24 protein-coding genes and 1 tRNA gene are annotated in these 24724 nt (G+C 55.8%); 12 read left to right on the forward strand and 13 right to left on the reverse strand.

The window, feature by feature from the left end; all coding sequences use genetic code 11:
• Positions 1 to 21: 21 nt before the first annotated feature.
• Together LF929_RS20460 and LF929_RS20465 are read left to right on the forward strand one after the other, a co-directional pair.
• Positions 22 to 1515 carry an AAA family ATPase gene (locus LF929_RS20460; RefSeq protein ID WP_368678955.1) on the forward strand — a complete coding sequence of 498 codons (1494 nt, stop codon included), beginning with the start codon at positions 22 to 24 and terminating at the stop codon, positions 1513 to 1515.
• Positions 1499 to 2161: a TIGR02646 family protein gene (locus LF929_RS20465; RefSeq protein WP_226092855.1), complete on the forward strand. Its 663-nt coding sequence runs from the start codon at positions 1499 to 1501 to the stop codon at positions 2159 to 2161. The genes LF929_RS20460 and LF929_RS20465 overlap by 17 nt, the downstream gene beginning before the upstream one ends.
• A 121-nt stretch (positions 2162 to 2282) precedes the next feature.
• On the opposite strand, the gene LF929_RS20470 is transcribed toward LF929_RS20465, so the two are convergent.
• From LF929_RS20470 to LF929_RS20495, 6 genes are all read right to left on the reverse strand, one after another.
• Positions 2283 to 2534 carry a DUF1471 domain-containing protein gene (locus LF929_RS20470; protein ID WP_226092854.1) on the reverse strand — a complete coding sequence of 84 codons (252 nt, stop codon included), beginning with the start codon at positions 2532 to 2534 and terminating at the stop codon, positions 2283 to 2285.
• A 199-nt stretch (positions 2535 to 2733) separates the two neighbouring features.
• Positions 2734 to 3597 carry an endonuclease/exonuclease/phosphatase family protein gene (locus LF929_RS20475; RefSeq protein WP_226092853.1) on the reverse strand — a complete coding sequence of 288 codons (864 nt, stop codon included), beginning with the start codon at positions 3595 to 3597 and terminating at the stop codon, positions 2734 to 2736.
• A 28-nt stretch (positions 3598 to 3625) separates the two neighbouring features.
• Positions 3626 to 4729 carry an ABC transporter ATP-binding protein gene (locus LF929_RS20480; RefSeq protein ID WP_226092884.1) on the reverse strand — a complete coding sequence of 368 codons (1104 nt, stop codon included), beginning with the start codon at positions 4727 to 4729 and terminating at the stop codon, positions 3626 to 3628.
• Positions 4730 to 4732: 3 nt separating this feature from the next.
• The gene (locus LF929_RS20485; RefSeq protein WP_023641089.1) at positions 4733 to 5779 is read right to left on the reverse strand and encodes a carbohydrate ABC transporter permease; all 1047 of its coding nucleotides are present in this window, start codon (positions 5777 to 5779) and stop codon (positions 4733 to 4735) included.
• Entirely contained in the window at positions 5776 to 6693 is a 918-nt protein-coding gene (locus LF929_RS20490; protein ID WP_038906062.1) for a carbohydrate ABC transporter permease, read from the reverse strand. The genes LF929_RS20485 and LF929_RS20490 overlap by 4 nt, the downstream gene beginning before the upstream one ends.
• A 52-nt stretch (positions 6694 to 6745) precedes the next feature.
• Complete coding sequence (locus tag LF929_RS20495; protein WP_318841886.1) at positions 6746 to 8116, reverse strand: extracellular solute-binding protein; 1371 nt, start codon at positions 8114 to 8116, stop codon at positions 6746 to 6748.
• Between the two features lie 100 nt (positions 8117 to 8216).
• On the opposite strand from LF929_RS20495, the gene LF929_RS20500 reads away from it, so the two are divergent.
• Positions 8217 to 9320 carry an ROK family transcriptional regulator gene (locus LF929_RS20500; protein WP_226092851.1) on the forward strand — a complete coding sequence of 368 codons (1104 nt, stop codon included), beginning with the start codon at positions 8217 to 8219 and terminating at the stop codon, positions 9318 to 9320.
• 57 nt (positions 9321 to 9377) lie between these two features.
• Here LF929_RS20500 and LF929_RS20505 read toward each other — a convergent pair whose 3' ends face one another.
• Together LF929_RS20505 and LF929_RS20510 are read right to left on the reverse strand one after the other, a co-directional pair.
• Complete coding sequence (locus tag LF929_RS20505; protein WP_038906065.1) at positions 9378 to 9629, reverse strand: DUF1471 domain-containing protein; 252 nt, start codon at positions 9627 to 9629, stop codon at positions 9378 to 9380.
• Between the two features lie 178 nt (positions 9630 to 9807).
• The gene (locus LF929_RS20510; protein WP_226092850.1) at positions 9808 to 10089 is read right to left on the reverse strand and encodes a hypothetical protein; all 282 of its coding nucleotides are present in this window, start codon (positions 10087 to 10089) and stop codon (positions 9808 to 9810) included.
• 370 nt (positions 10090 to 10459) lie between these two features.
• Here LF929_RS20510 and LF929_RS20515 point away from each other — a divergent pair, with 370 nt between their 5' ends.
• The 3 genes from LF929_RS20515 (at position 10460) to LF929_RS20525 (ending at position 13165) form a co-directional block, all read left to right on the forward strand.
• Positions 10460 to 11188 carry a hypothetical protein gene (locus LF929_RS20515; RefSeq protein ID WP_226092849.1) on the forward strand — a complete coding sequence of 243 codons (729 nt, stop codon included), beginning with the start codon at positions 10460 to 10462 and terminating at the stop codon, positions 11186 to 11188.
• A 24-nt stretch (positions 11189 to 11212) separates the two neighbouring features.
• Positions 11213 to 11677, forward strand: coding sequence for a GNAT family N-acetyltransferase (locus LF929_RS20520; protein WP_226092848.1), 465 nt, complete (start codon positions 11213 to 11215; stop codon positions 11675 to 11677).
• 207 nt (positions 11678 to 11884) lie between these two features.
• Positions 11885 to 13165, forward strand: coding sequence for a histidine-type phosphatase (locus tag LF929_RS20525; RefSeq protein ID WP_226092847.1), 1281 nt, complete (start codon positions 11885 to 11887; stop codon positions 13163 to 13165).
• A 114-nt stretch (positions 13166 to 13279) separates the two neighbouring features.
• Here LF929_RS20525 and LF929_RS20530 read toward each other — a convergent pair whose 3' ends face one another.
• The 3 genes from LF929_RS20530 to LF929_RS20540 all read right to left on the reverse strand — a co-directional run bounded on the left by LF929_RS20530 (position 13280) and on the right by LF929_RS20540 (position 16719).
• Complete coding sequence (locus LF929_RS20530; RefSeq protein ID WP_226092846.1) at positions 13280 to 14449, reverse strand: MFS transporter; 1170 nt, start codon at positions 14447 to 14449, stop codon at positions 13280 to 13282.
• A gap of 167 nt (positions 14450 to 14616) precedes the next feature.
• Positions 14617 to 15507 (reverse strand): LysR family transcriptional regulator, encoded by an 891-nt coding sequence (locus tag LF929_RS20535; protein ID WP_226092845.1) that lies wholly within the window; start codon positions 15505 to 15507, stop codon positions 14617 to 14619.
• A 30-nt stretch (positions 15508 to 15537) separates the two neighbouring features.
• Positions 15538 to 16719 carry an MFS transporter gene (locus LF929_RS20540; protein ID WP_226092844.1) on the reverse strand — a complete coding sequence of 394 codons (1182 nt, stop codon included), beginning with the start codon at positions 16717 to 16719 and terminating at the stop codon, positions 15538 to 15540.
• 231 nt (positions 16720 to 16950) lie between these two features.
• Between LF929_RS20540 and LF929_RS20545 the strand changes: the two genes are divergently transcribed.
• From LF929_RS20545 to LF929_RS20555, 3 genes are read left to right on the forward strand one after another with little or no spacing between them, the layout of a single operon-like run.
• Positions 16951 to 17559 carry an iron-containing redox enzyme family protein gene (locus tag LF929_RS20545; RefSeq protein WP_226092843.1) on the forward strand — a complete coding sequence of 203 codons (609 nt, stop codon included), beginning with the start codon at positions 16951 to 16953 and terminating at the stop codon, positions 17557 to 17559.
• A 3-nt stretch (positions 17560 to 17562) separates the two neighbouring features.
• Positions 17563 to 18357 carry an SDR family oxidoreductase gene (locus tag LF929_RS20550; protein ID WP_226092842.1) on the forward strand — a complete coding sequence of 265 codons (795 nt, stop codon included), beginning with the start codon at positions 17563 to 17565 and terminating at the stop codon, positions 18355 to 18357.
• 11 nt (positions 18358 to 18368) lie between these two features.
• Positions 18369 to 18992 carry a tetratricopeptide repeat protein gene (locus tag LF929_RS20555; protein ID WP_226092841.1) on the forward strand — a complete coding sequence of 208 codons (624 nt, stop codon included), beginning with the start codon at positions 18369 to 18371 and terminating at the stop codon, positions 18990 to 18992.
• 452 nt (positions 18993 to 19444) lie between these two features.
• Here LF929_RS20555 and LF929_RS20560 read toward each other — a convergent pair.
• Together LF929_RS20560 and ligB are read right to left on the reverse strand one after the other, a co-directional pair.
• Positions 19445 to 19521 (reverse strand) — tRNA-Pro (locus tag LF929_RS20560).
• 142 nt (positions 19522 to 19663) lie between these two features.
• Complete coding sequence (ligB, locus tag LF929_RS20565; protein WP_226092840.1) at positions 19664 to 21349, reverse strand: NAD-dependent DNA ligase LigB; 1686 nt, start codon at positions 21347 to 21349, stop codon at positions 19664 to 19666.
• 292 nt (positions 21350 to 21641) lie between these two features.
• Here ligB and gmk point away from each other — a divergent pair, with 292 nt between their 5' ends.
• Genes gmk through spoT form a run of 3 tightly spaced genes read left to right on the forward strand, consistent with a single transcriptional unit; the run spans position 21642 to position 24722 of the window.
• Complete coding sequence (gmk, locus tag LF929_RS20570; RefSeq protein WP_016942719.1) at positions 21642 to 22265, forward strand: guanylate kinase; 624 nt, start codon at positions 21642 to 21644, stop codon at positions 22263 to 22265.
• A gap of 54 nt (positions 22266 to 22319) precedes the next feature.
• Positions 22320 to 22595 (forward strand): DNA-directed RNA polymerase subunit omega, encoded by a 276-nt coding sequence (gene rpoZ / locus LF929_RS20575; protein WP_012886708.1) that lies wholly within the window; start codon positions 22320 to 22322, stop codon positions 22593 to 22595.
• 24 nt (positions 22596 to 22619) lie between these two features.
• Positions 22620 to 24722 (forward strand): bifunctional GTP diphosphokinase/guanosine-3',5'-bis pyrophosphate 3'-pyrophosphohydrolase, encoded by a 2103-nt coding sequence (gene spoT / locus LF929_RS20580; RefSeq protein WP_038906076.1) that lies wholly within the window; start codon positions 22620 to 22622, stop codon positions 24720 to 24722.
• Positions 24723 to 24724 lie beyond the last annotated feature (2 nt).

Raw genomic sequence — 24724 nt, forward strand, 5'->3', positions numbered from 1 at the left:
ATCCCGGAAAGGGATGTATCATTGCCAGAAGATTTGTACACTGCACAGGCGGCTCAACGTCTGATTAAGGAAGGGATGATGAAAATAAAGCAATTCCGGTTGCACAATGTCGGGCGCTTTACCTCTCTCGACGCTCTCATCGCGCCGACGGCTGATTATCCTTCCAATGTAACGGTACTGGTCGGCAATAACGGTGCCGGGAAAACTTCCATTTTGCAGGCGCTGGCGACCTCGCTCAGTTGGCTGGTAGCGCGGGTGCGTAGTGAAAAAGGCAGCGGTAGCGTTATTAGTGAAGACAGCATTACCAACGGCCATGCTTCCGCCGCGATTGAGGTCATGGTGCAGAATACGCCGCTCTCCGGTAACGCTGCTGACAACGACGCTGAATATCATTGGACACTGGCAAAAGCCCACAGTGGCAAAAAAGGACAGCACGCCAGCCAGTTGAATGCACTTTCCACACTTGCCGATCGCTACCGTATTGCCTTGACGCAAGATGAACAAAGCAGTCTGCCGTTAATCGCCTTTTATCCGGTCGAACGCAGCGTGCTGGATATTCCACTGAAGATAAGAAATAAACACCATTTTCAACAAATAGATGGATATGACAACGCGCTGAATCAGGGTGTAGATTTCCGACGTTTTTTCGAATGGTTTCGTGAGCGGGAAGATATTGAAAACGAGGCAACACCATCCCTGGTCGATGTTCTTTCCAATATACTCGACAACAATCCAGAACAATTTATTACCCAAACTCTCGACCCTGAGAAAAATAAGAATGTCGATGTCAAAGACGAAATAGCTAAATTAAAAACAGCGTTATCAAAATTAAAGCAATCCGAAAAATCGAATAAAGATCCACAGCTTGATGCCGTGCGACACGCCATTTACTGTTTCATGCCAGGTTTTTCTAATTTAAGAGTACGCCGCAAACCTCGCCTGCATATGTCGATCAGCAAAGAGGGAAAGCCGTTTAACGTGCTGCAACTGTCGCAAGGCGAAAAATCACTGATGGCGCTGGTGGGCGACATTGCACGTCGTCTGGCGATAATGAATCCAGCATTGGATAACCCGCTGCACGGGCAAGGTATCGTGCTGATTGATGAAGTGGATATGCACCTGCACCCGTCGTGGCAGCGCAGCATTATCGAACGGCTCACTACCACCTTCCCAAACTGTCAGTTTATTCTGACCACCCACTCGCCGCTGGTGATCAGCGATTGCAAGGACGTGTTAGTGTACTCACTGGATAACGGCGAACTGACAGTCGTGCCATCCCAATACGGTCAGGATGCTAACAGCGTCTTACTTGAAGTGATGGATACACATATCCGTAATGCAAGAATCACGGAAAAATTGGGTGACCTGCTGGACATGATTCAATACCAGCAATTAACACAAGCCAAAGCGTTGCTGGAAGAACTGACGGAAGAACTGCCCGCCACCAATCTGGAACTGACCAAAGCCCGCCTATTACTGCGCAAACAGGAGTTACGCGGTGAGAAAAATCACTAAAGGCACCGAACCTGCCAGTCTGACAGCCTGGAAACGCGCCAACCCCAACGGCCGCTATGACAATTTGACGGAAACCGAACGGCAGGACATCCGCGATGCCTGCGTCAAAGAGCAGTTTGGCCTGTGCGCTTACTGCTGCAAACCAATCAGCGGTGATAACAGCGACACCATGAATGAGCATGTTCAGGCGAGAGACGAGGCTCCTCAACGCAGCCTTGATTTCACTAACATCGTCGCCAGTTGTACCACGCCAAATCAGTGCGACGCCGCTCACGGTTCACAGGCGTTTTCACTTACCCCACTCATGGCGGAATGCGAAACCGAATTGGAATTCATGTCTAGCGGGCGCGTCAAAGGCAAGACAGAACGTGCTCAGGAGGCCATCAAGGTACTAAACCTTGGTGATCATGAAACGAATAACAAAAAGCTGATTGGGGCACGCAGAAAAGTCATCCATGACCTGTTATGGAAGGAAGGTATTAATCCCGAGGAAAAATTAGAATTAGAAGATGATGATTTGCTAAGAGACCTCTTAAGAGACTTCCAAATAGACAACATTAACAAGTACAGCACTCCTCAAAACGGCAGGCTTGAGCAATATTCCCCGGTGCTGGTCAATTTCCTGAAAGGATGGCTTCCTACATAAATGCTAACGCGTTTTATACCCCCCGCAATCTTCCTCCAAAACAACAAAGCCGCCCGAAGGCGGCCATTGCGTTGCGTGATACTGGTGTTAGCGAATATCGGTGTTGCTTATATCGATAGAATTAGTTGTACAGTTCGGCCACACCGCGCAGTTGGCTATCGCTGCCAGTAGCGGAGATGATGCGGAACGATTTGGCACCCGCGGCACTCGCTTTTTCAGCCAGGTTAGCCTGCAGGCCGTCCAGGGTATTAGCGCTGGCACTGACGGTACCGACGGACTGGCTGGCAGAGTACTGCACTTCTGTCGCGGCGAAGGTGCCGAAAGAAACGGTAGCCAGGGTGATAACTGCAACAATATTTTTGATAGCGCTCATGGTCTATATCCTTCACGTTGAATTCGGTTAACTTTCTTTTTGAAAGCGTCTTCGCTTTCGATGGAAGTGATAATAGACCTGTTATCCCGGCGTTAAAATCGGGTTTATTTGCAGATATCATTCAAATTTTATGAATTAAAAAAATCACCTTCGCAGCCAGCCATCTGCGCGGAAAGCAGGCAGATGGCCTGCTTAGCGGTTATTGCAGTTCAACCCACAGTGGGTGGTGATCGGAACCCTGATTCTCCGTATCGACCCAGCAACGGCGTACCGTCAGCCCCAGTGAAGGCGTCAGCAGGCAATGATCGATCCGGCCGCCGACATTCGGGTGGGTAGAACCGCTACTCTCCAACTGGCCTGCCGCAACCCAGGCATCCATCAGCCCGCGATGACGGACCAACCGACCGTGATGCGGTGACACCGGCCCCACCAAATGGCGGTATTCGTCGCTGTCCGGCAGGCAGTTCAAATCGCCCATCAGGATCATCTCCTGTGGCATCACCGGCATACGGCCTTCAGTCCAGCCAGCTGTCGGGTCAGGATGGCCGCCGCACCAGGCACCGCCTTCATCTGGGGCGTGGGCAAAAATCCCCAACATCGCGTCTACCTGTGGTAGCCGCGTCTCGGTACACAGGTGGCTGAGGTGGGTGTTATAAACGCGGATCGCCCCGCCATCGGCGTCGACCACCGTTTCCAGCACGCCTTGCTGAATCGAATGCTGGGTGAGTGTGCCGAATTTTGGCAATGGGAAGTTGCGGCTGGAAAGAATCGGCCTGCGCGACAACGTCAGGGTACCAAACTGGCGACGGCGATTGAGAACCCGGCCGTCCGCGACCACAGTACTCGCATCCATATCCAGATTGGCACCATACACCCAGTGATACTCGCCCAACAACGCGGCCAGTTCCGCCGGTTGGTCCGTCATACCGGAGCGTTGCCAGAAGCGTTCCACTTCCTGCATACAGATGATATCCGCACCGCGCACTTCATCGGCAATGCGAGCCAGATCGTAGCGGCCATCGCGGCCAAGACCGTATTGAATGTTGTAGCTGACAATGAGCATGAGGCAACCTGTTGGTAAGAGAGGGAGATTAACCTGCCGTCCGGCAGGCGGGAAAGTCATTGGCGGGCAGCACCACACCAACATCAGCAAGACGATTGCCGTCGGCACCAAACAGCAGCAGCGTGTCTGCCGACAGCGATACTCCGACGCACATCCCCGCGTCATACTGCGCTATCGAACCGGCTATCAACGCCTGCAAGGGGCCAAGCGACGTGTGCAGGCGGTAGAGGATTTCCCGCCCCATCGGTTCAACGTGTTCGATACGCCCCATCAACAGCCCAGGAGCCGCGGGCTTCAGCGTGACGTCTTCCGGGCGGATACCGAGCGTCACTGCCCCCTGATACGCCGATGACAGTTCCCAACCGACCTCCCCCACCGTCAACTGATGTCCACTGGCGTACCCCGGCAGCAGACAAATCGGCGGCGAGCCGATAAAGCTGGCGACAAAGGTATTAGCGGGCTGGCGATAGAGCTGTTGTGGGGTGCCGATTTGCTCCACCCGCCCCTGATTCATACAGATAATGCGGCTGGCGAGCGTCATCGCCTCCAGTTGGTCATGGGTGACCATCAATGTGGTGGCGCGCGAACGGGCATGAATCGCTTTCAATTCGGTACGCATCGTCATACGCAAGGTGGCATCAAGGTTGGATAGCGGTTCATCCAGTAATAGCAGCGACGGCCGTTTTACCAGCGCCCGTGCCAGCGCCACCCGCTGTTGCTGACCACCGGACAGTGCCGACGGTTTGCGATCCAGCAATTCCGATACCTGCACCAGTGCGGCCGCTTCCCGCACCCGCTGGTCACGCCCGGCACGCTCGTCGGGTTTAAAACGCAGCGGGAACGCAATGTTGTCGTACACATTCAGATGCGGGTAGAGCGCGTAAGACTGGAACACCACGCCAACGTTACGATCACGCGCATCGACGCCATTTACCCGCTGACCGTCGAACAGAATCTGTCCTTGTGTCGGCGCATACAGCCCGGCCAGCAAAAATAAGGTGGTGGATTTACCACACCCCGACGGCCCGAGGATCGCCACAAACTCGCCATCAGCCAGCGTCAGATTAACCGGGTGCAACACCGGCGTATCGCCCCAGGCTTTGGTTACACCATCAAGCACAATCTCTGCCATCATTCAGCCTTTAATTCCGCCGACGCTCATCTGCGTCAGGTATTGTTGGGTTAACAGGTACAACGCCAGTACCGGCAGGATATAGACGACGCCAACGGCAGCAATCAGCCCGGAATCTGCGCCCATACTGTCTTGTGATGCCCAGAACAGGTACAGGCTCATGGTCATCCTGCTGCTGTCAATCAGCAGGGTGCGCACAAAAATGTACTCCTCCCAGCCGCGCAAAAAGGCAAAGGTGGCGATAGCGATGATGCCGCCGGTCACCTGTGGCAACACCACCAGCCGGAATGCCTGAAAACGACTGGCACCGTCGGTAATGGCGCTCATTTCGATATCCCACGACACGCCGTCGAAAAAATTCTTCATCACGAAAATGGCGAACGGCAGCTCAAGGGCGCACATCACCAGCATCACCCCCCACAGACTGTTGAGCAGCCCCATCCAGTAAAGCTGAATAAAAATCGCCACCGTCAGCGCCATCACCGGAAAAGCGTGTAGCAATAACAAGGCTTTCAGCACCCCTTCGCGCCGTCGAAAGCCAAGCCGGGATAAGGCATAAGCGGCAGGTACCGCCAGTAAGGTCACCAACACCGTATGGCCGGTCGCAAACAGCAGCGAATTGCCCAACGCCGTCCAGACAGACGGCAACGTACCACTCTGTACACCGGTGGCCTGCACATCCGGGTTCCATAAAAAACGGTAGTTGTGGAATGTCAGTTCGGGGGCAACCCACAAGCCGCACACCAGTAATGCCGCCAGACCAACCAGCCAACGCAAACGGCGGGCATGCTGTTCGGTACGCGCCCGCCAGGCGATCGCCAGCAGCAAGGCGTAGGCCAGCGCGGCAATCGTCAGTAATCGCCACAGCACCTGATACTCGCTACCACCATCCCGATGGGTAAACGAGATAGCCAACAACCACAGATACGGCGTCACAATCGGTATCGATACCAGCGTCAGAAACAGCACCACGCTCGCCAGAAATCCCACCCGATTCCAGCGTGAACGCGCCGCCTGACGCGCCCAGTCAACCGCGTTCATCGTCGTCATCGCATCACCTCAATACGTGGCGGAGAAAACTGCGCACGCATGTTCATCATCCGCCACTGCAACAACGTCAGCAGCCCGCCGAAGACCATCAACCCCAGCGCCAGCATAGCGCCATAGCCATAAGCGCCGGACTCGAACGCCCGCCGGTAGATATAAAGTGCATAGGTAGTAGTGTCATATACCGGGCCGCCGCCGGTAATCAGCAGGATGTACTCGTAGGTCACCATCAGCGACAGCGCCTGATACAGCGCAATAAAGCACACCGGGCTTTTTAACGCTGGCAGCACCACATGACGAATCACCGACCACTCGCCAGCACCATCAACACGCGCGGCATGCCACAGGTGAGCCGGAATAGCGCGAATGGTGGAGGCAAGGATCACCATGGCAAAAGACGCCCCCACCAGACCGTTAGCCACCACAATCAACACCATCGGATGGTCATTACGCAGATTGAGTGGCGGCAACCCGAACACCCCCACCACCACCTGATTGATCAGGCTGTGGGGCGACGGGTCTGCCGCCCAGATCCACAACAGCGCGTACAACACCGAGGGGGAAATACGCGGCAAAAACCAGATACCGCGAAACAATGCTCCCAGCGCAGGCGGCACCGCCGTGGTGGCAATCGCCAGCACAATCCCCAGCCCCAGGTTGAACAACAGCAGCGTACTGACCACATACACCAGCGTAGTCAGCAAGATAGCGGGCAGGCGCTTGTCCGACACCAGCAACCGCATCAGGTTGTCGGTACCAAAGGCGCTTATCTGCACGTTGCTGCCCATATCACTAAACGCAATCACCACATTGAGCAGCATCGGCGCGACAAAAAACACCGCCAGCACCGAGATGGCCGGGGCCAGCCAACGCGCCGGATGTACCCCAGCCGTGCGGTTCGACAACGTCACAGACATACACCACCTCGTTCATCAACGCGGATAACACCAGCGCCCACGATGCCTGCCATCAATGCAGGCTATCGACGATTTCCACATCCTTGCCCAACTGGGTTTCCAGTTCGTCGGCAATAAAGTCCACCGCCTGCGCTGGCGTCATCCGTTTGGTTTCCACCGCCTGCAACCCTTTAAACAGCACGCGGTTGTAGTCGCCAAACCGGGCGTGATTCGGCACGAAGGTAATATTTTTCATCATCTTGCCGGCTTCACTCAGCGCCCAGTTATCGGTGTATTGCGGCATGGCGGCCTGAGCGTGGCTGATAGCGGTGTGATAGGAGCTGATGTCGTGGCGATTGTTGTAGTAAGGCAGGCTGGCGATAGCCACCAACTGCGCCGCCAGATCCTTATACTGGCTCTTGTTGCTGACCACGTAAGCGATAGGGTGCGACAGGTTGGCGGGTTTACCGCCTTTCACCAACGCCGGAGCAGCAATCCAGCCAATCTTGTGGGTGTATCCCGCTTTATCGGCAGGCCACGCCGGACCAAAGCTATCGTTCACTTGCCAGGCCATCGCCCAAATCCCTTGATGGAACAGGAAAGCTTTTTCCTGCTTAAACGCCGTCTGGATAGCGTCCCAGCTCATGGCGGTGTTATCAGTCGGCGTGACACCCGCTGCGACATTGCGGGCATACCAGCTGAGGGCTGCCTGGGTTTCTTTTTTCGCAAATAGCAGTTTGCCAGTCTTCTCATCCATAAATCTGGCACCGCACGCGGCAAACACCATCAGGTAGTCGATACCGACATTCGGGCGGTGCAACATGCCGATTGGCGCTACCTGACGGTCGACCACCTCTTTGGCCAGCACCGTCAGGTCATCCAGCGTGAATTCACCGCTGTCGACACGGGCGGGCAGGCTATCGATAAACGTCTCGTCTTTGCCAATCTTGCGCAGCATGTCCTTGTTATAGAAAAACATGCGGATTTCAGCATCCTGCGGTATGCCGTACACCTTGCCCTGATACTTCATCGCTTCCCACAATACCGGCAGAATATCGGCGTACACCCACGGGTTGGCTTTGATTTGCCCATCCATCGGCATGGCGTAACCATTGCGGGCGAACTCGCCAATCCACTCGTGCGGCAGCAGCACAATATCCGGCCCCTGATTCACACCGAAGGCTTTCAGCGTATCCAGCGCCAGATCGTCCCAGCCTTGTACCGCGCTGGCATGGGAATCGATAACGATTTTGCGATCCACACCCGCATCGGCGAATTGCTGGTTGAGCACTGCCGCCGCCTCTTCGATATTGACGGTGCGCATCGGCGCGTTTCTGTCATTCAGGGTCCAGAGCTTGAGTTTGATAACATCCGCTACCGCCGTGTGGGCCATTAGCCCGCTCACCAGTAACGCTGTCAGGGATAACGAGACAAGTTTACGCACGGGTACCATCCTGTTATTGGGGTTGACGAATTAATTAAGTAGCTTAATTATATTGCAGACGTATGAAGGAAACCGGACAGAACCGGGACAACGGATACCCATGGAAAAGCGAGAACTCACCATCACCCACCGCAAGCTGCTGGGGTTACTGCGCCGCTCTGGCAGCCTGTCACGCAGCGCCCTGGCCGCCGCCAGCGGCCTGACGACCGCCGCCGTCAGTATGATGACCAGAGACATGCTCAACCTTGGTCTGCTGGAAGAGAGTGACCGGGCGCAAGGACGGCGCGGCCCGCCGCAAATCAACCTGCGGCCAGCAGCACAGGCGGGCTATGTGCTGGGGGTGTACGCGGAATACGACCTGATTTGCCTGATTCTGATGGATTACGCCGGGCAAGCCGTGGCACACACCACCCTGCGTGGTGATTTCCGGCTGGTGGCGTCAGTCGCGGATACGCTGGCCAATGCGATTAACACCCAGCTTGATGCCATACCACAGGCACGCGAACGGCTTCTGGCTGTCAGTCTGGCTCTGCCCGCCCGTTTTGACGGCGGAGCCATGCCTGTGTGGATAGCCCCCGGTCTGGCGGCCTGGCGCGGGGTCGATATCGCCCGGCAATTGAGTGAACGGCTGGGCTGCCCGGTGTTGGTGGAAAACGACGCCAACTGCGCTGCCATCGGCGAACTGCATTTTGGTTCCGCCGCTCCGGATGACAGTTTTTTTTACCTGTATATCGGTAAAGGGATTGGCGGCGCCCTGATCTTCAACGGTGAGCTCCACCGAGGCCGACAGGGTAACGCCGGTGAGATAGGCGCACTGCGCACACGCGCGCAATCACGTCCATCGTTTGACGATCTGCATGATTACCTGCAAGCGGCAGGCGAGTCGTTGCCCGCCACGACGACCGATGCCAACTGGCAGACTCTGGCAGACTCGCCTGCCGGAGTGCGCTGGGTCCAACGTGCGGCGGGCGAACTGTATCAGCTACTCTATGCCGTCACCGCGCTGCTCGACCCACCCAGCCTTTATCTGGGCGGGACCTTGCCCACCCCGTTCATGGCGGGTTTGCAAGCCGCCGTCATGGCGCAGGCACCTGCGCCGGACGATGACGCACTGCTCACGCTGCCGCCGGTGCGCCTATCCACGCTACCCACACAACATAGCGCCGCTTTCGGTGCTGCTGCGCTGGCATTGAGCCAGTACTGAAACAACAAAGCCGCCCGAAGGCGGCCATTGTTGCGCATGATAACGATAAACCGGTTATCAGTTATAGAGTTCAGCCACACCGCGCATCTGGTTGTCGCTGCTGGTCGCGGAAATGATACGGAACGACTTGGCACCGACGGCACTCGCTTTTTCAGACAGGTTAGCCTGCAGGCCGTCCAGTGTATTGGCGCTGGCACTGACGGTACCGACGGACTGGCTGGCAGCGTGCTGTACTTCTGTTGCGGCAAAGGTGCCGAAAGAAGCGGTAGTCAGAGCGATAACTGCAACAATATTTTTGATAGCGTTCATGGTCTATATCCTTCACGTTGAATTCGGTTAACTTTCTTGTTGAAAGCGTCTTCGCTTTCGATGGAAGTAATAATAGACCTGTTATCGCAGCGTTAAAATCGGGTTTATTTGCGCGTAATGGTCAATTTTTTTGAATTAAATTCAGCGTTATCTGATATCGCCATGTCTTGCGCCAGACTTACTGCGGCGGGCATACCCACCGCATGTCGACGCACGGACTGCGCTTGCCGTTATCCGCTATCGGATGTGACGGCACACAGCCGCTGCTCATCGTCTCCGACGTGTTTGTCGTCCCACTGGCCGGGTGCGCCAGTAGAGACTCCATCACAATTCGACGAATCTCCGCCCGCTGCGCCTCGGTGAATGCATGGCTGCCATCAGCCGGATAAGGTGCTATAGCCAGCCCGTATAATGGCAGCAGCATCAGTATTGTGCCTGCCACCAGTCTGTTGACGTTCATGGTGACGTCCTCTGCGTTAGGAGACACGCTATGGCAGGCTCACTCCCCCTGAAATGAACCTGCCACACAGCGCATCTGAGCTGTATCAAAGCCCATGATTTCGCCCCCGATACGACGTTCAGCCCACCTTTGGTTGACGCCGCCCCGCCCGGGGGCACGTCATCAGATTACGAGCCAGACGGTAAATTTGTCGTAAAAGCCGTTTGTGCGGGTATAAAAATTCTGTATAGAGAGCCAAAAAATATATCTATATGATTATAAAAAGAAATAATAAAAACAGCCTCTCAGTCGCCAGCCGACGGGTAAAACCCTATCAATGCAGGCATGATAAATAACAGGGTAGGAAAAACGATGCAGACAGGAGACCACGATGACAGGTGATGCCTTGCACGGTAAAACGTTGCAGCAATGGTTCCATGACTTTCCACTACTGGCCCCCCTGGTGCGTCGCCAGCCGGTATGTTGGTTCAACCCGGCAGCAGCATCCGTAGATGAGGCGTTGGGTGATGTGCCACTCACCCACGCCGACGTGACCGATGCCAGTCAGCGGTTACAGCGGTTCGCGCCCTTCCTGCAACACGCCTTTTCGGAACTGCAAGCCAGTGGTGGCATCATCGAGTCCAAGCTGGTAGCAGTACCGACATTCGCGGCGGCGGTCGCCCGACAGGCTGGTTTGGATACGCCGCCGTCGGTATTGCTGAAGCTGGACAGTCATTTGCCGGTCGCAGGGTCCGTTAAAGCACGCGGCGGTATTTACGAGGTTCTGTTCCATGCGGAACAACTGGCGTTGGGCCACGGTTTGTTGCGCGAAGACGATGACTATCGTCGCTTACTGGACGACGAGATGCTGGCATTGCTGCATACCATGCACGACACGCAACAGATTCTGCTGGAGCCGTCGGCACTGGCAGGCGCACCGGGCTTTCTGCGTCTGTTGCAGGAAAATCAGGGCTACCGCCAGCGTGCCCCACTCACACCACAGCGTTGTCAGCAAGGCACGCATGTTATCTGGGCGACGGGCGGCGGCATGGTGCCGCCAGACGAAATGGCACACTACCTGCAGGCTGGTGCCGCCTGCCGCCAGTCGGCCACGCGGTAAGCAAACACAAAGGACACGCCGTTCATGCCTCTTATTGATTTTACACCGGCGGATTACCCACGGCTGATTCACTGGATAGACAGCGCCGAGCTGAATCTACTGTGGGGCGGCCCCAGCTACTCATTTCCGCTTACCGCTACACAGATTGCCGATCATCTGGCGCATCCCCAGTTTGCGCCATACCTGTTCGAACATCAGGGCGATATTGTGGGGTTCGTCGAGCTCAATCAGGTGGAACCGGGCCACAGCCGCCTGTGCCGGGTATTTATCGACCCGGCCTGCCGCGGCCGTGGGCTGGCACAAGCAATGCTGCGGGCGGCTATCCACCGGGCAGCACAGCACTATCAGGCCCACACGGTGTCGCTCTCTGTGTTTAGCCATAATCACAGTGCGCTGCGCTGTTATCAGTCGCTCGGCTTTCACGCCACAGCCACGACCCCGTATGGCAGCCAGGGACTGGCATTGACCACGATGCGCCTGACGCTGTGATGCCATGGTTTTCGACACATTCCGGCGTTTTCTTTTTTTCTTTCAGCTCCGTGACCTACCCGAAAGTGGCAGCGATATTTTTCCTGCAATAATTTTGTTTACAGATTGAAAGAAAATCCTTGTTTATTAGATAGAAAAATAGGTTTCCCGCTGCCGCCGTCATGTCACTCTAGTGGCGACTAAAAAACATGTACCTGAGGACTCATTATGGTATTCACACGCAAGATCATCGCCGGGCTGCTGCTCTCGGCGCTTCCCTGGCTGGGGGCGCAGGCAGAGACCACGTCGTCAGGCTGGACGCTGGAAAAAGTGGTGGAGGTCAGTCGCCACGGTGTTCGTCCACCGACTGAAGGTAATGTTAAAACCATTCAGCAAGGCACCGATCGCCAATGGCCGACCTGGCTGACCCATTACGGCGAACTGACCGGCCACGGTTACGCGGCAGCGGTGTTAAAAGGGCACTACGAGGGGCAGTACCTGCGCCAGCATGGGTTACTGAGTCAGGCTTGTCCGGCTCCCGGCGATGTGTTCGTCTGGGCCAGTCCGCTACAACGCACACGGGAAACCGCGATGGCGCTGATGGACGGCGTGTTCCCCGGTTGTGGTGTGGCGATTCAAGGCCCTGAGGATGAAGACAACGACCCGCTGTTTCATGCCGAGGCGGCAGGCGTGAAGCTCGATCAGCAACAGGTGAAAGCCGACCTGCAAAACGCGATGCAGGACAAAAGCGCCGCACAAATTCAGGCGCAATGGCAACCGGCTATCGATCGCCTGAAACAGGCGGTCTGTCTGCCGGATAAACCCTGCCCGGCGTTCAGCACGCCCTGGGAAGTGAAAGAGAGTAAAAAAGGGAATATTTCTCTGCACGGCCCTGAGGTGCTGGCTAACATCGCAGAGACTATCCGGCTGTCCTACAGTAACAATAATCCGCTCAGTGAGGTGGCCTTCGGTCATGCTAAAACTGCCGCAGAGGTGGCAGCACTGATGCCGCTTCTGACCGCCAATTACGATTTCACCAACGATCTGCCCTACGTGGCACGCCGCGGTGCGTCGGTACTGATGAACCAGATAGCGCTGGCACTCAACACCGAGCATCAGGCTGATGCCCCACCAGATGTCAAATGGCTGCTGTATGTGGCGCATGACACCAACATCGCCAAACTGCGTACGATGCTCGGCTTTACCTGGCAGATGGGCGACTATCCGCGCGGCAATATCCCGCCCGCAGGTAGCCTTATCTTCGAACGCTGGCGCAATCAACAGTCTGGTCAGCGCGTTGTGCGTATCTATTTCCAGGCACAATCGCTGGATCAGATTCGTGGGCTGACTGCGCTGGATGACAGCCACCCGCCGTTACGCAGCGAGTTCTCGATGCCTGACTGTCAGAAAACCGATATCGGCACCCTGTGCCCGTATGACGCGGTGATGAAGCGCCTTAACGACGCAGTGGACCGTACCGCATTGCTGCCAGTGCGCTATACGCCGTAAGAACCCGCCACACGTCAAGTTGCCGTACCGGTATCGCGTTGTCGTACCGGTGTCGCGTTGCAGTACCGGTAATTGTCGTACTGTATGGCCGTCACGGGCGGGACCCGCCCGTGATTAACGACGGCTGGCGGCGACCAGCGCCAACAACGCGACCCCGCCAGCAAACAACGTCACCGGTAACCATCCGCCTGCCTGCCAGGCCGCCATCGCCCCACTGGACCCTAGCGCCCCACCAAGAAACATACCACCCATAAACAAGGTATTGATACGACCGCGCGCAGCAGGCTGAAGCCCATAAATCACATGTTGATGAGCAATCAACGTGCTCTGTACCCCCAGGTCCAGCAGCACCACGCCGACAATCAGACCCACCACCGTTCCCCACAAACCGATAACGCCCCACGCCAGCAACGTCAGCAACGCCCCCAGCAGAATCACCGGCCGACTGCCGATACTGTCCGCCAGCCGTCCTGCCACGGGGGCAGCCGTAATCCCCGCCACACCGATGACGCCAAACAAACCTGCCGCCGCCGCACCGAGCGGATGGCTGCCGCTGGCAAGATACAGCGCCAGAATGCTCCAGAACGCGCTAAACGATGCGAACAGCGCGCCCTGAATCCAGGTCGCACGACGCAACATCGGCTCTGCGCGCCACAACGTCAGCAGCGAACGCATCAACGAACGCCAGGACAACACGGATGATGACGACAACACAGGTAACATGCGCCCCATCAGCACCGCACCGGCCAACGCCAGCGGTACACTCAGCCAGAACATGGCGCGCCAGCCAGCGGCATCCGCCACTAACCCGGCCAGCGTCCGGCTGAGCAAAATACCGCTCAATAATCCGCTCATCACCGTACCGACCACAGCTCCACGCTGGCCTTCGCCCGCTATCGTCGCGGCAACCGGCACAATCTGCTGAGCGACCGTCGCCCCCACACCAATCAATACCGACGCGGCCAGCAACACCGGTGCCGATGGTGCCAACGCCGCCAGCACCGAGGCCAATGCCAGCAATAAAAATTGCCAGACGATCAGCCGCCGACGCTCAAATTTATCCCCCAACGGTACCAGCATCAGCAATCCCAACGCGTAACCCAGTTGGGTGGCGGTGGGGATCATGGATGTCGCACTGCTGCCAGGAAAACTGGCGGTGATAAGGCCAAGCATCGGCTGGTTGTAATAAATATTGGCGACTGCCGCGCCACTGGCGGCGGCCATCGCAAAAATCAGCGGCTTCCCCGTTCTTACGGTGTCATCGCTGTACGATAATGTGCTCATGGTTATCTCCGTGGTTGCCTGTCTGACGGTCATTTTCCCCTCAGGTCGCAGGCAACATCACGCGGTACGACATGGGGGGCAGGCTCAGAATAGGGAAAGCGACTTCATCGCAGAAGATAGCCATCTGCCATAATAGTTATTCCAGAATGGAATGGCTGAAGGAAAACTCAGGCAGGCGCGGATAAATGGCGGGCCACAAACTCGGTAAATGCCTGGGCACGGGCTGAGGTTAACCGGCCGCCGGGGTAAACCGCCCACACATCCCTCACACCGATATGCCAGTCGGTCAGCGCGGTGACCACCGCACCGTTCGCCAGCTCTGGCGCAAACATCCACGCCGAGGCTACCGTCAACCCATTGTCGGCCAGCACCGCTTCCCGCACGCCTTCCGCCGCCGTGGTACGGATACGTCCGGATAGCGTCACCCTATGCTGCCGGTCACCCTTCTGGAAGCAAACACTACCCGGCGCTTCATCTTGCAGGTAGATAACCGCATCATGGTGTTCCAATGCGTCGGGTGATGTGGGTGTACCGTGAGCAGCGAAATAGGCCGGTGTTGCCAGCAACCGCATCGGTGCCGACCCTATCTTTCGGGCGGTCAATCCAGAGTCTTTCAGGTCACCGACTCGCAACGCTACATCAATACCTTCGGCAATCAAATCCACCGGACGATCATCCAGAATGATGTCAGCCTTCAGGTTCGGATGCTGCGACAAAAACACATGCAGATGAGGCAGGACGTGCAAGCGGGCAAAGGTCACCGGGGCCGACACCCGCAAATAGCCACTCAGTTCACCGTTGCCACCGCGCACAGCATCCTTCGCCTCCTGCAATTGCCGCAGTGCCGGTGCGACCTGGCGATAAAACTGCTGCCCGGCTTCCGTGGGCGTCAGGCCTCGGGTGGAACGCAACAACAATTTGACGGCCAGTTGCTGCTCAAGCTGCATGATAGCTTTGGATATGGCTGGCTGACCGATACCCAGACGGCACGACGCCGCAGAAAAAGACCCACACTCGTACACACAGACAAAGGTTTCCAGCGTTACCAGACGATCCATTTTCGCCTCCGGTGATTCACTACCCCAGCACTACTCCGCCACTTCCTGATTCACTGTTTTGTCGGCGTAGCGCGTCGTCATCGTCGGCAAGGCGTTAGCCGCCAGAAACAGTAATCCCAATAACACCAGAATCGCGATAAGCCCATCACGGCCGTACCACTGCATCAGCGAACCGCTCACCAGCGGCCCACTGAAGCTGCCAACACCCCACAGCACACCGAACAGCGCGTTGATCGCCACCAAATCGACGCCGCTGAACCACTTACCCGCCCGCACCAGCGACAAGGTATAAATACTGCCCGCTACGGCACCCAGCAAAAAAACGTTCGCCCACACCCAGCCGGTACCGTAGCTAAACGGCAAACCTGCCAGCATCAGCACGAACATCCCGCCACAGGCAAGGTGTACCCGTACCGTACCCAGCTTGTCGGATATCCAGCCCAGTGGCACCTGCAATAAGGCATCGCCGATAAACAGCACGGTGACCAGCAGCACGGCCAGCGACTCCTCGTAACCGTGCGCCATGCCGTACAGTGGCAGCATTGACAGGACTGCGCCGTCAAAAAAAGCGAAGGCAAACACCGCCATTGCCAGTGCAGGGGCGGCCAGTAACAAAGAAAACAGGTTATGCTGCCGATGCGCGCTCAGCGCCAACCGGGAAAATGACGCACCGGGCACCATCAGTAGGCATGCGCCATGCAGTGCCAGAATCAGCAACAACCCGGTTGGGTCATCCAGCCCTGTCAGGGAGATCAGCAACGGCCCCAGCAGTTGCAGACCGGTAAACGCGGTAGCGTACAGCCCGACCAGTACCCCACGGCGATGCTCGGCGGTATGGCCACTGACCCAGGATTCGCCAATGACGATAATCAGGCCGCAGCAAAACCCCATCATAAAACGGGGAACCGCCAGAAGCGCGACATTATCGAGATAAAACGACAGCGTCAGGCTTATCCCCATTCCCCATGTCGACAACGCCAGCAACCGGCCAACCGGCAGGCGCATCGCTACCGGTGCAGCTACCCACGAAGAGACAAACACGCCTATCGCCGGTAGTGCGGACATCATGCCGGTCAGTGCAGAACCGTATCCCAGCGCCGTGAGTTTCAACGTCACCAGCGGGATGGAATACCCCTGAACCAGCCCCACCAACGAGGCGCTGGTCATCACCACCAGAATCGCCAGTTGATGCGCACGGCGCGATGTCGACATGCTTTTTCTCCGTTGTGTCATTTCTGTCATTGCGTATCGGGCGCTCAGTATAGCGGATGTCAGCCTTCTCTTTGGGATATCCGCATCGCCTGCAGATTTTGACGTCAAATCCGGGAGTAAAACGATTTTTTAATCGTCTTAAGTCTCTCTTAATGCTCCCCCGCTAGCATGACACCATCGCATCCTTAGCGGCCGCTTTACGACTGTCAACGCGCCATTCAGGAGTAAGACATGAGCTTTTACCAACAACTACAATCCGCTACCTCTACCTCGCAGCAGCTTATGATGTCCGCGCCGGTTATTCACGCCTGCCGCCAGGGGACCATTACCGGGGAGATGTACGTTACGTTTCTAACGCAGATTTATCATCACGTCAGTTATACCGTGCCACTGTTGATGGCCGCGAGCGGGCGTGTCCCCCAACATCAGGAGTGGGCCCGTCAGGCACTGACGGCGTACCTCAACGCCGAATATGGCTACAAGGCGTCGCTTCGCCGCAAAATTCGAGCCTGCGGTGTTGAAATGGATACCTGGCGTCAGCGTGCGGTCGCGGAGTGGATAGAGTTGATGGCCGCTTACTTTTACGATCAGATCCAGCGCGGTAACCCCATGAGCATCTTCGGACTGATGCACGTACTGGAAGGTCTCAATCTCAACATTACGACCAGCACCACAGGTCAATCGCCATCACGGGTTCCGACGAATCAGACGCCGCTTCCTTGCTTTGCCACACTGATGGATAACATTAACGACTCAGCCGATCAGGCCGCCATCATCCACGCCGCTCACGTGGTTTATCGGCTGTACGGCGATATGCTGCGCAGCCTCACGGAGCACTAAGCTATGAAACTCGACAATAAACGTATTCTATTAACTGGCGCCAGCAGCAACCTGGGTCAGGAACTGGCACTGGCACTGGCCACCAAAGGTGCCAGATTATATTTGGTGGGCCGTAACGAGCAGGCGTTGCTGGCATTACAGCGCAGACTGCCTGATTCCGGTCATCACAATATTTTGCTGGCAGACCTCTGTAACGAACAGGATCTCGACGCGCTGGCGGAGTGTTTTCCGGAAAACGCCAGGCTGGACGTGTTGATTAACAATACTGACACCTCGACCTTTAGCTCGTTTAACGATCAAAGCCACGACACGATTCGCCAACAGCTCATGCTAAATACCGAGGCACCGATCCTGCTCACCCATGCGTTGCTCGGCTGTATCAACACGCCCGGCATTATCATGAATATTGGCTCCACGCTGGATGGGATCGGCTACCCTGGATACAGCGTCTATTGCGCCAGCAAATTCGCTTTACGCGGATTTAGTGAGGCACTGCACCGCGAACTGTCATCAAAAGGCGTTAAAGTATTGCACCTTGCTCCCAGGGCCGTCGATGCCAAAGGCAATACATCCACCGCCAGCAGGCTGATTCAGGAACTGGGCTATCGCAGCGACCGACCTGACTGGGTAGCGGATCGCGTGGTTAACGCGCTGGAGCGAGAAACGTTACGCCAATGGCTGGGGTGGCCTGAAAAAATGTTTGTGGCGCTAAATGCACTGTTGCCCATAGTGGTGGATAAAGCCATCCGGCGCCAGTTAGCCGTTATCCAGCGTTATATAACATTGCCAAAAAAATAGGGAAATCGTACATGACTCTGCGATCGATGGCGCTACTGTTTAGCGGATTACTGGCAACCAGCATGACCTATGCCGGCGATATGTCGATGGATATCCACCGGCAATGGTCAGTCTGCCAGTACAGAACACCAGCGAGCATGAAAGAAGCCTGTTTCGCCACACTCAGTCAGCAGGCGCAGGAACTGGCGGAAAATTATCCCAACCGCGCGGATTACCTGATCTCATCAGCAATGGTGGAGAGTAGCTGGGCGGGCGTTAAAGACGGTATGGAAGCGCTCAATCTGGCCGGGCAAGCCAAAAGCCGGCTGGAACAAGCCATTGTTATCGATCCACAGGCACTCAATGGCGCGGCTTACACCATCCTCGGGGTACTGTATTATCAGGTGCCAGGCTGGCCGCTCGGGTTTGGTGACGATAAAAAAGCAGAGCGATACCTCAAAACCGCCTTGAAAATGAACCCCACCAGCATTGACGCTAACTTCTTTTACGGCGACTTTCTGCTGAAAGCCGGGCGCAAAAGCGAAGCCAGACAATATCTGTCCACCGCACTGACTGTCGCGCCGCGTCCGGGGCGTGAAATTGCCGACCAGGGGCGTCGCGCAGAGGCCGAAAAAGCGCTGGCGCAGTTGAGATAGCAGCAACGCCCCCCTTCGTTCAACCTACACGGTGGTTTCGAGCCACTTCGGCCATTGCCGAACCGACTGGCATTCTCCCGTGTCGTTTTTTTCACCTTTTATTGATACATCCAGATTAAAACAGCTCACATTTTCGTGAGGAAATGGGGTAGCTGGCCGCCTTAATGTAAATAAAGGTGAAAGCCAACAAAAACACGTTGCCACTGGTTATAAACAGAATAAAAACAAAAGATTAAATAAAAAAACAGGCGGGTTATCTGCGGAAAAAACGGCGTACTTCACACAAAAGCAACAGAGAAATAGCATCTACCATAAGGTTCAGGATAGTGAAGTCTGAAAAGCAAAGAAACCGATGAAAAAAACACCAAATAAAACGACAAAAACAAAAAAACTCGCTATCGGTAAGATGCGAGTTTCATGTCAACGATAACCGGGTTTTATCGTTTTAAAAATGGTCGGTGAGAGAGGATTCGAACCTCCGACCCCTTCGTCCCGAACGAAGTGCGCTACCAGGCTGCGCCACTCACCGAATGCGGGGCGCATATTACTGCTCCCCTACTATAGCGTCAATCCTTTTTCATCGGCTTTTTTATAAAAGCCGACAGGTTGATGACAAAGTGTCCGGCCCGGCAACCAGACGCCGTATACGCGCCTGAACGCGCGTATCCCGGTCATGATTTCACGCCTTGCTCATTAAGCCACGTCAGTTGACGGACTATCTCGGGGTGGTGCAGAAAATCCCGAATACGTTGCGCTCGTCGCACGCCAATCCCCGAAAATTGCTGCCATTGTGCGACAGATCGTTGCTGTAATTGTTCGAACGAAGCGCCATCCAACGCCTGTCTGGCACTGGATGGCAACGGCAACCCTAACGCCAGCAACCACTGACGCAACGGCTGGCGACGCGCCCGCTGGAACTGACGATAAATCCGCTCTACATATTGTTTATCAACATCACCACCAGCCGCCAGTTGCGCAGGCTCAAGCGCCAGCCAGGAAACGACATCGACGACTTTACCCTGCTGTATCAACTGTCGCCAGGTGCCCTCACTGATACCGCTGAGCGACAGCCCATTACGTCCGCTCATCCACACCAGTCGGGCCAGAAACTGCGGCTGGCACGCTTTACTCCATTGCAAGCAACTGAATACATCAAAAGATGACGCCGCCGGGACGCTAATCGGCTCACGTACCGCCCCGCGCCATACCACGGCGTCCAGCCGGGGAATCCCCAATCCTGCCAGACTGATGCTGACCCGATCACCCGGTAATACATCCCACTGCCGCCAGCGGGAAACCGAACCGAGATTAACCCGGCTCACGTTCTTGTCATCCAGCATCATCGGTTTTACCTGCAGCACGACCGTCATTCTGCCGGTACGCCCGATCTCGACATCAACACCGGTCACTTCCGTTACCCGATTCACCAACGGGTATTTCCAGGCTATGGCCCACTCAGCTGGCGTATCCTGCCAGTAACGCCCGGCGGGTTCCTGCGACTGATGCAATACCACACCATCGGTTACAAACGGCAGCGGCGCTTGATACCAGCGTTCACGCCATCGCGCCGCCTCGTCAAAGGAAGCAATGGGCTGGGTGTAGTCTGCCGTTAGCCCAAATCCCAGTTCCCGTAATGCTGCAAGCCTCGTCGGCATGTCTGCCGGGCCGTCAGGCCAGGCCCAGATGAACACGCGAAGGCGAGACAGCAACGGTGACGGCTGTTTTCGTCGCATTTCACCTGCGACCTGAGCCCGCGCATTGATGCCGCCAGTCTGCTGCTGCCGATGCGCCGTCACTGACAAATACAGCTCCCCCTGCAATACCAGACGCCCAGACATACCGGAAAGTTGCTGCGGCACGGCATTCATCTGGCGCACTTTATCTGTCCAGTCCTCACCCTGACGACCATTACCGCGACTGATGGCGCTCACCAATTTTCCTTGTTCATACACCAGCGTCACCGCGACACCGTCGATTTTAGGTTGTATCCACAGGTCACGATGCTGAGCTATCCACTGTTTCAGCTCTGCCGGTTCAGTCAGTTTTTTCAGACCGGTATGCGCCACCGGATGTGGTTGCTTACCACTTGATGGCAGGCTAACCGCAAAACCGTCGGCGTCCGCCTGAAAACATACCTGCCAGGTTGCCAGCGTTTGACGCAGTTGATCATAGACCTGATCGTCAACCAAGCTCTGACCCCGTTCATAATAGGCCTTGTCCCACTGCATCAGTTGTTGCCCCAACCGGGCTACCTCCTGTTCAGCCCGTGCGGCAGACCATGCCGGACAAGGCTCCGCCTTGACCAATCCGCAGGTCACAAGCCACAACATGACCGCCAACGTGTATCGATATCGCATCGCTTTTCCTCCCTGAGCGAAAACCCAGGCATTAATCCGCAGACAGTCAGAAAATACGAGCGTAAAAATCAGGTGATGCGAAGCAAGCCGCACAGTATTGGGCGCGTTGCAGCAAGCGGCAGAAAAACAGGAAAACAGCCCGCAAAGTAAAAAAAGGTGGGGTGACAGATAACAGGTGGAGTATCAGGCTGTGTTTCACCACGCGACGGCCTACACAGCGGCGTGTATAATGCGGAAAAACGCGCAACTGGTTGCATCTCTTCTTCCATCTTTATCAGACGCAGAATTCACTATGGCTCAAGGCACGTTGTATATTGTTTCCGCCCCCAGTGGTGCAGGGAAATCCAGTTTGATTCATGCGCTGTTGAAAACACAGCCGCTCTATGACACCCAGGTTTCCATTTCGCACACCACACGCGCCATGCGCCCGGGTGAAGTTCACGGTGAACACTATTTCTTCGTGCCGACTGATGAATTCAAGCAGATGATCGCAGCGGATGACTTTCTGGAATACGCTGAGGTTTTCGGCAATTATTACGGTACGTCCCGCGCCGCTATCGAGCAGGTGCTCTCCACCGGCGTTGACGTTTTTCTGGACATTGACTGGCAGGGCGCACGCCAGATTCGCGAACGCATGCCGCAAGCCCGCAGTATCTTCATTCTGCCGCCTTCGCAAGATGAACTGGAACGTCGCCTGCGCGGGCGCGGCCAGGACAGCGAAGAGGTCATTGCCCGCCGGATGAAACAGGCGGTGGCAGAAATGAGTCACTACGCTGAATACGATTATCTTATTGTGAATGACGATTTCGATCTGGCATTACTGGATCTGAAAACCATTATTCGCGCTGAGCGTCTGCGCCTGAGCCGTCAGAAAGTTCGACATGACGCTTTAATCACCAAACTATTGGCAGACTGACGGCACTTTCAGTATGATGCCCAGTCATTTTATTTCCCCACTGGAGTACACACTATGGCACGCGTAACTGTTCAGGACGCTGTAGAAAAAATTGGTAACCGTTTTGACCTGGTGCTGGTCGCCGCTCGTCGCGCCCGTCAGATCCAGGTGGGTGGCAAAGATCCACTGGTTCCGGAAGAAAACGATAAGTACACCGTGATTGCCCTGCGCGAAATTGAAGAAGGCCTGATCAACGGCCAGATTCTGGATACCCGTGAGCGCCAGGAACAACAGGAACAGGAAGCAGCGGAAATTCAGGCAGTTACCGCCATCGCTGAAGGTCGTCGTTAATTCGCATTCGGTCGTGAGTCGCCCTTGTATCTGTTTGAAAGCCTCAATCTGCTGATTCAGCGTTATCTGCCGGAAGACCAGATAAAACGTCTCAAGCAGGCTTATCTCGTTGCACGTGACGCTCACGAGGGCCAGACACGCTCCAGCGGTGAGCCCTATATCACGCATCCGGTGGCAGTAGCCTGTATTTTGGCTGAAATGCGTCTCGACTATGAAACGCTGATGGCCGCCTTGCTGCATGATGTCATCGAAGATACACCCGCCACCTACCAGGATATGGAACAGCTGTTCGGCAAAAGCGTGGCTGAACTGGTGGAAGGCGTCTCCAAGCTGGATAAGCTGCAATTCCGCGATAAGAAAGAAGCGCAGGCAGAAAACTTCCGCAAAATGATCATGGCGATGGTGCAGGATATCCGCGTCATTCTGATCAAACTGGCCGACCGCACCCACAATATGCGAACGCTGGGATCGTTGCGTCCGGACAAACGCCGACGCATCGCCCGGGAAACGCTGGAAATCTATAGTCCGCTCGCTCACCGTCTCGGTATTCATCATCTGAAGACCGAACTTGAAGAGCTGGGCTTCGAAGCGCTCTACCCCAACCGCTATCGGGTCATTAAAGAGGTGGTGAAAGCCGCCCGCGGCAACCGTAAGGAGATGATTCAAAAGATCCTCTCCGAAATTGAAGGGCGTTTGAAAGAAGCGGGTATCAGTTGTCGCGTCAGCGGCCGCGAAAAGCATCTGTACTCCATTTATTGCAAGATGCACCTGAAAGAACAGCGCTTCCATTCCATTATGGATATCTATGCTTTTCGGGTGATCGTGCGGGAAGTCGATACCTGTTATCGCGTGCTGGGGCAGGTACACAGCTTATATAAACCGCGCCCGGGCCGGGTGAAAGACTATATCGCCATCCCTAAAGCTAACGGCTATCAGTCGCTCCATACCTCCCTTATCGGGCCACATGGCGTACCGGTTGAAGTCCAGATCCGTACCGAGGACATGGACCAGATGGCAGAAATGGGGGTTGCCGCGCATTGGGCTTACAAAGAAGGCGAAAGTAGCAGTACCACGGCACAGGTACGCGCGCAACGCTGGATGCAAAGCCTGCTGGAACTACAGCAAAGCGCCGGGAGCTCTTTCGAATTCATCGAAAGCGTTAAATCTGACCTGTTCCCAGACGAAATTTACGTGTTCACACCAGAAGGCCGCATTGTCGAGCTGCCTGCTGGCGCGACACCGGTGGACTTCGCTTACGCGGTACACACCGATATCGGCCACGCCTGCGTCGGCGCTCGCGTCGATCGCCAGCCTTATCCGCTGTCTCAGGCGTTGTCCAGCGGGCAAACCATCGAAATTATCACTGCGCCGGGCGCTCGTCCAAACGCTGCCTGGCTCAACTTTGTCGTCAGTTCCAAAGCACGCGCCAAGATTCGCCAGATGTTGAAAAACCTCAAGCGTGACGACTCTGTCAGCCTGGGGCGTCGTCTGATTAACCATGCATTGGGCAGCGGCCGTAAACTGTCCGACATTCCGGAGCAAAACATTCAGCGAGAGCTGGAGCGTATGAAGCTCGCTTCTCTGGATGATCTGCTGGCGGAAATCGGTCTGGGTAATGCCATGAGCGTGGTAGTAGCGCGTAATCTGCTGGAAGAGCGTGCTGAAAACGGTACGACCGGCATTCGAAAACTACCAATCAAGGGTGCCGACGGCGTCTTGATCACCTTCGCTAAGTGCTGTCGCCCCATCCCTGGCGACCCGATTATCGCGCATGTCAGCCCCGGCAAAGGGTTGGTGATTCATCATGAATCCTGCCGCAACATCCGTGGCTACCAGAAAGAGCCTGAGAAATTCATGGCGGTAGAGTGGGATGAGGTAACCGAGCAAGATTTCATGACCGAAATCAAGGTCGACATGTTCAACCATCAGGGGGCATTGGCCAACCTGACGGCGGCGATCAGTGCATCGAACTCCAATATTCAGAGTATCAACACCGAAGAACGAGATGGCCGGGTGTACAGCGCCTTTATCCGCCTCACCACACGCGACCGTATCCATCTTGCGAATATTATGCGCAAGATCCGCGTGATGCCGGACGTGATTAAAGTCAACCGTAACCGAAATTAGCC

The organism is Dickeya oryzae, assembly GCF_020406815.2.
Taxonomy (GTDB): domain Bacteria; phylum Pseudomonadota; class Gammaproteobacteria; order Enterobacterales; family Enterobacteriaceae; genus Dickeya; species Dickeya oryzae.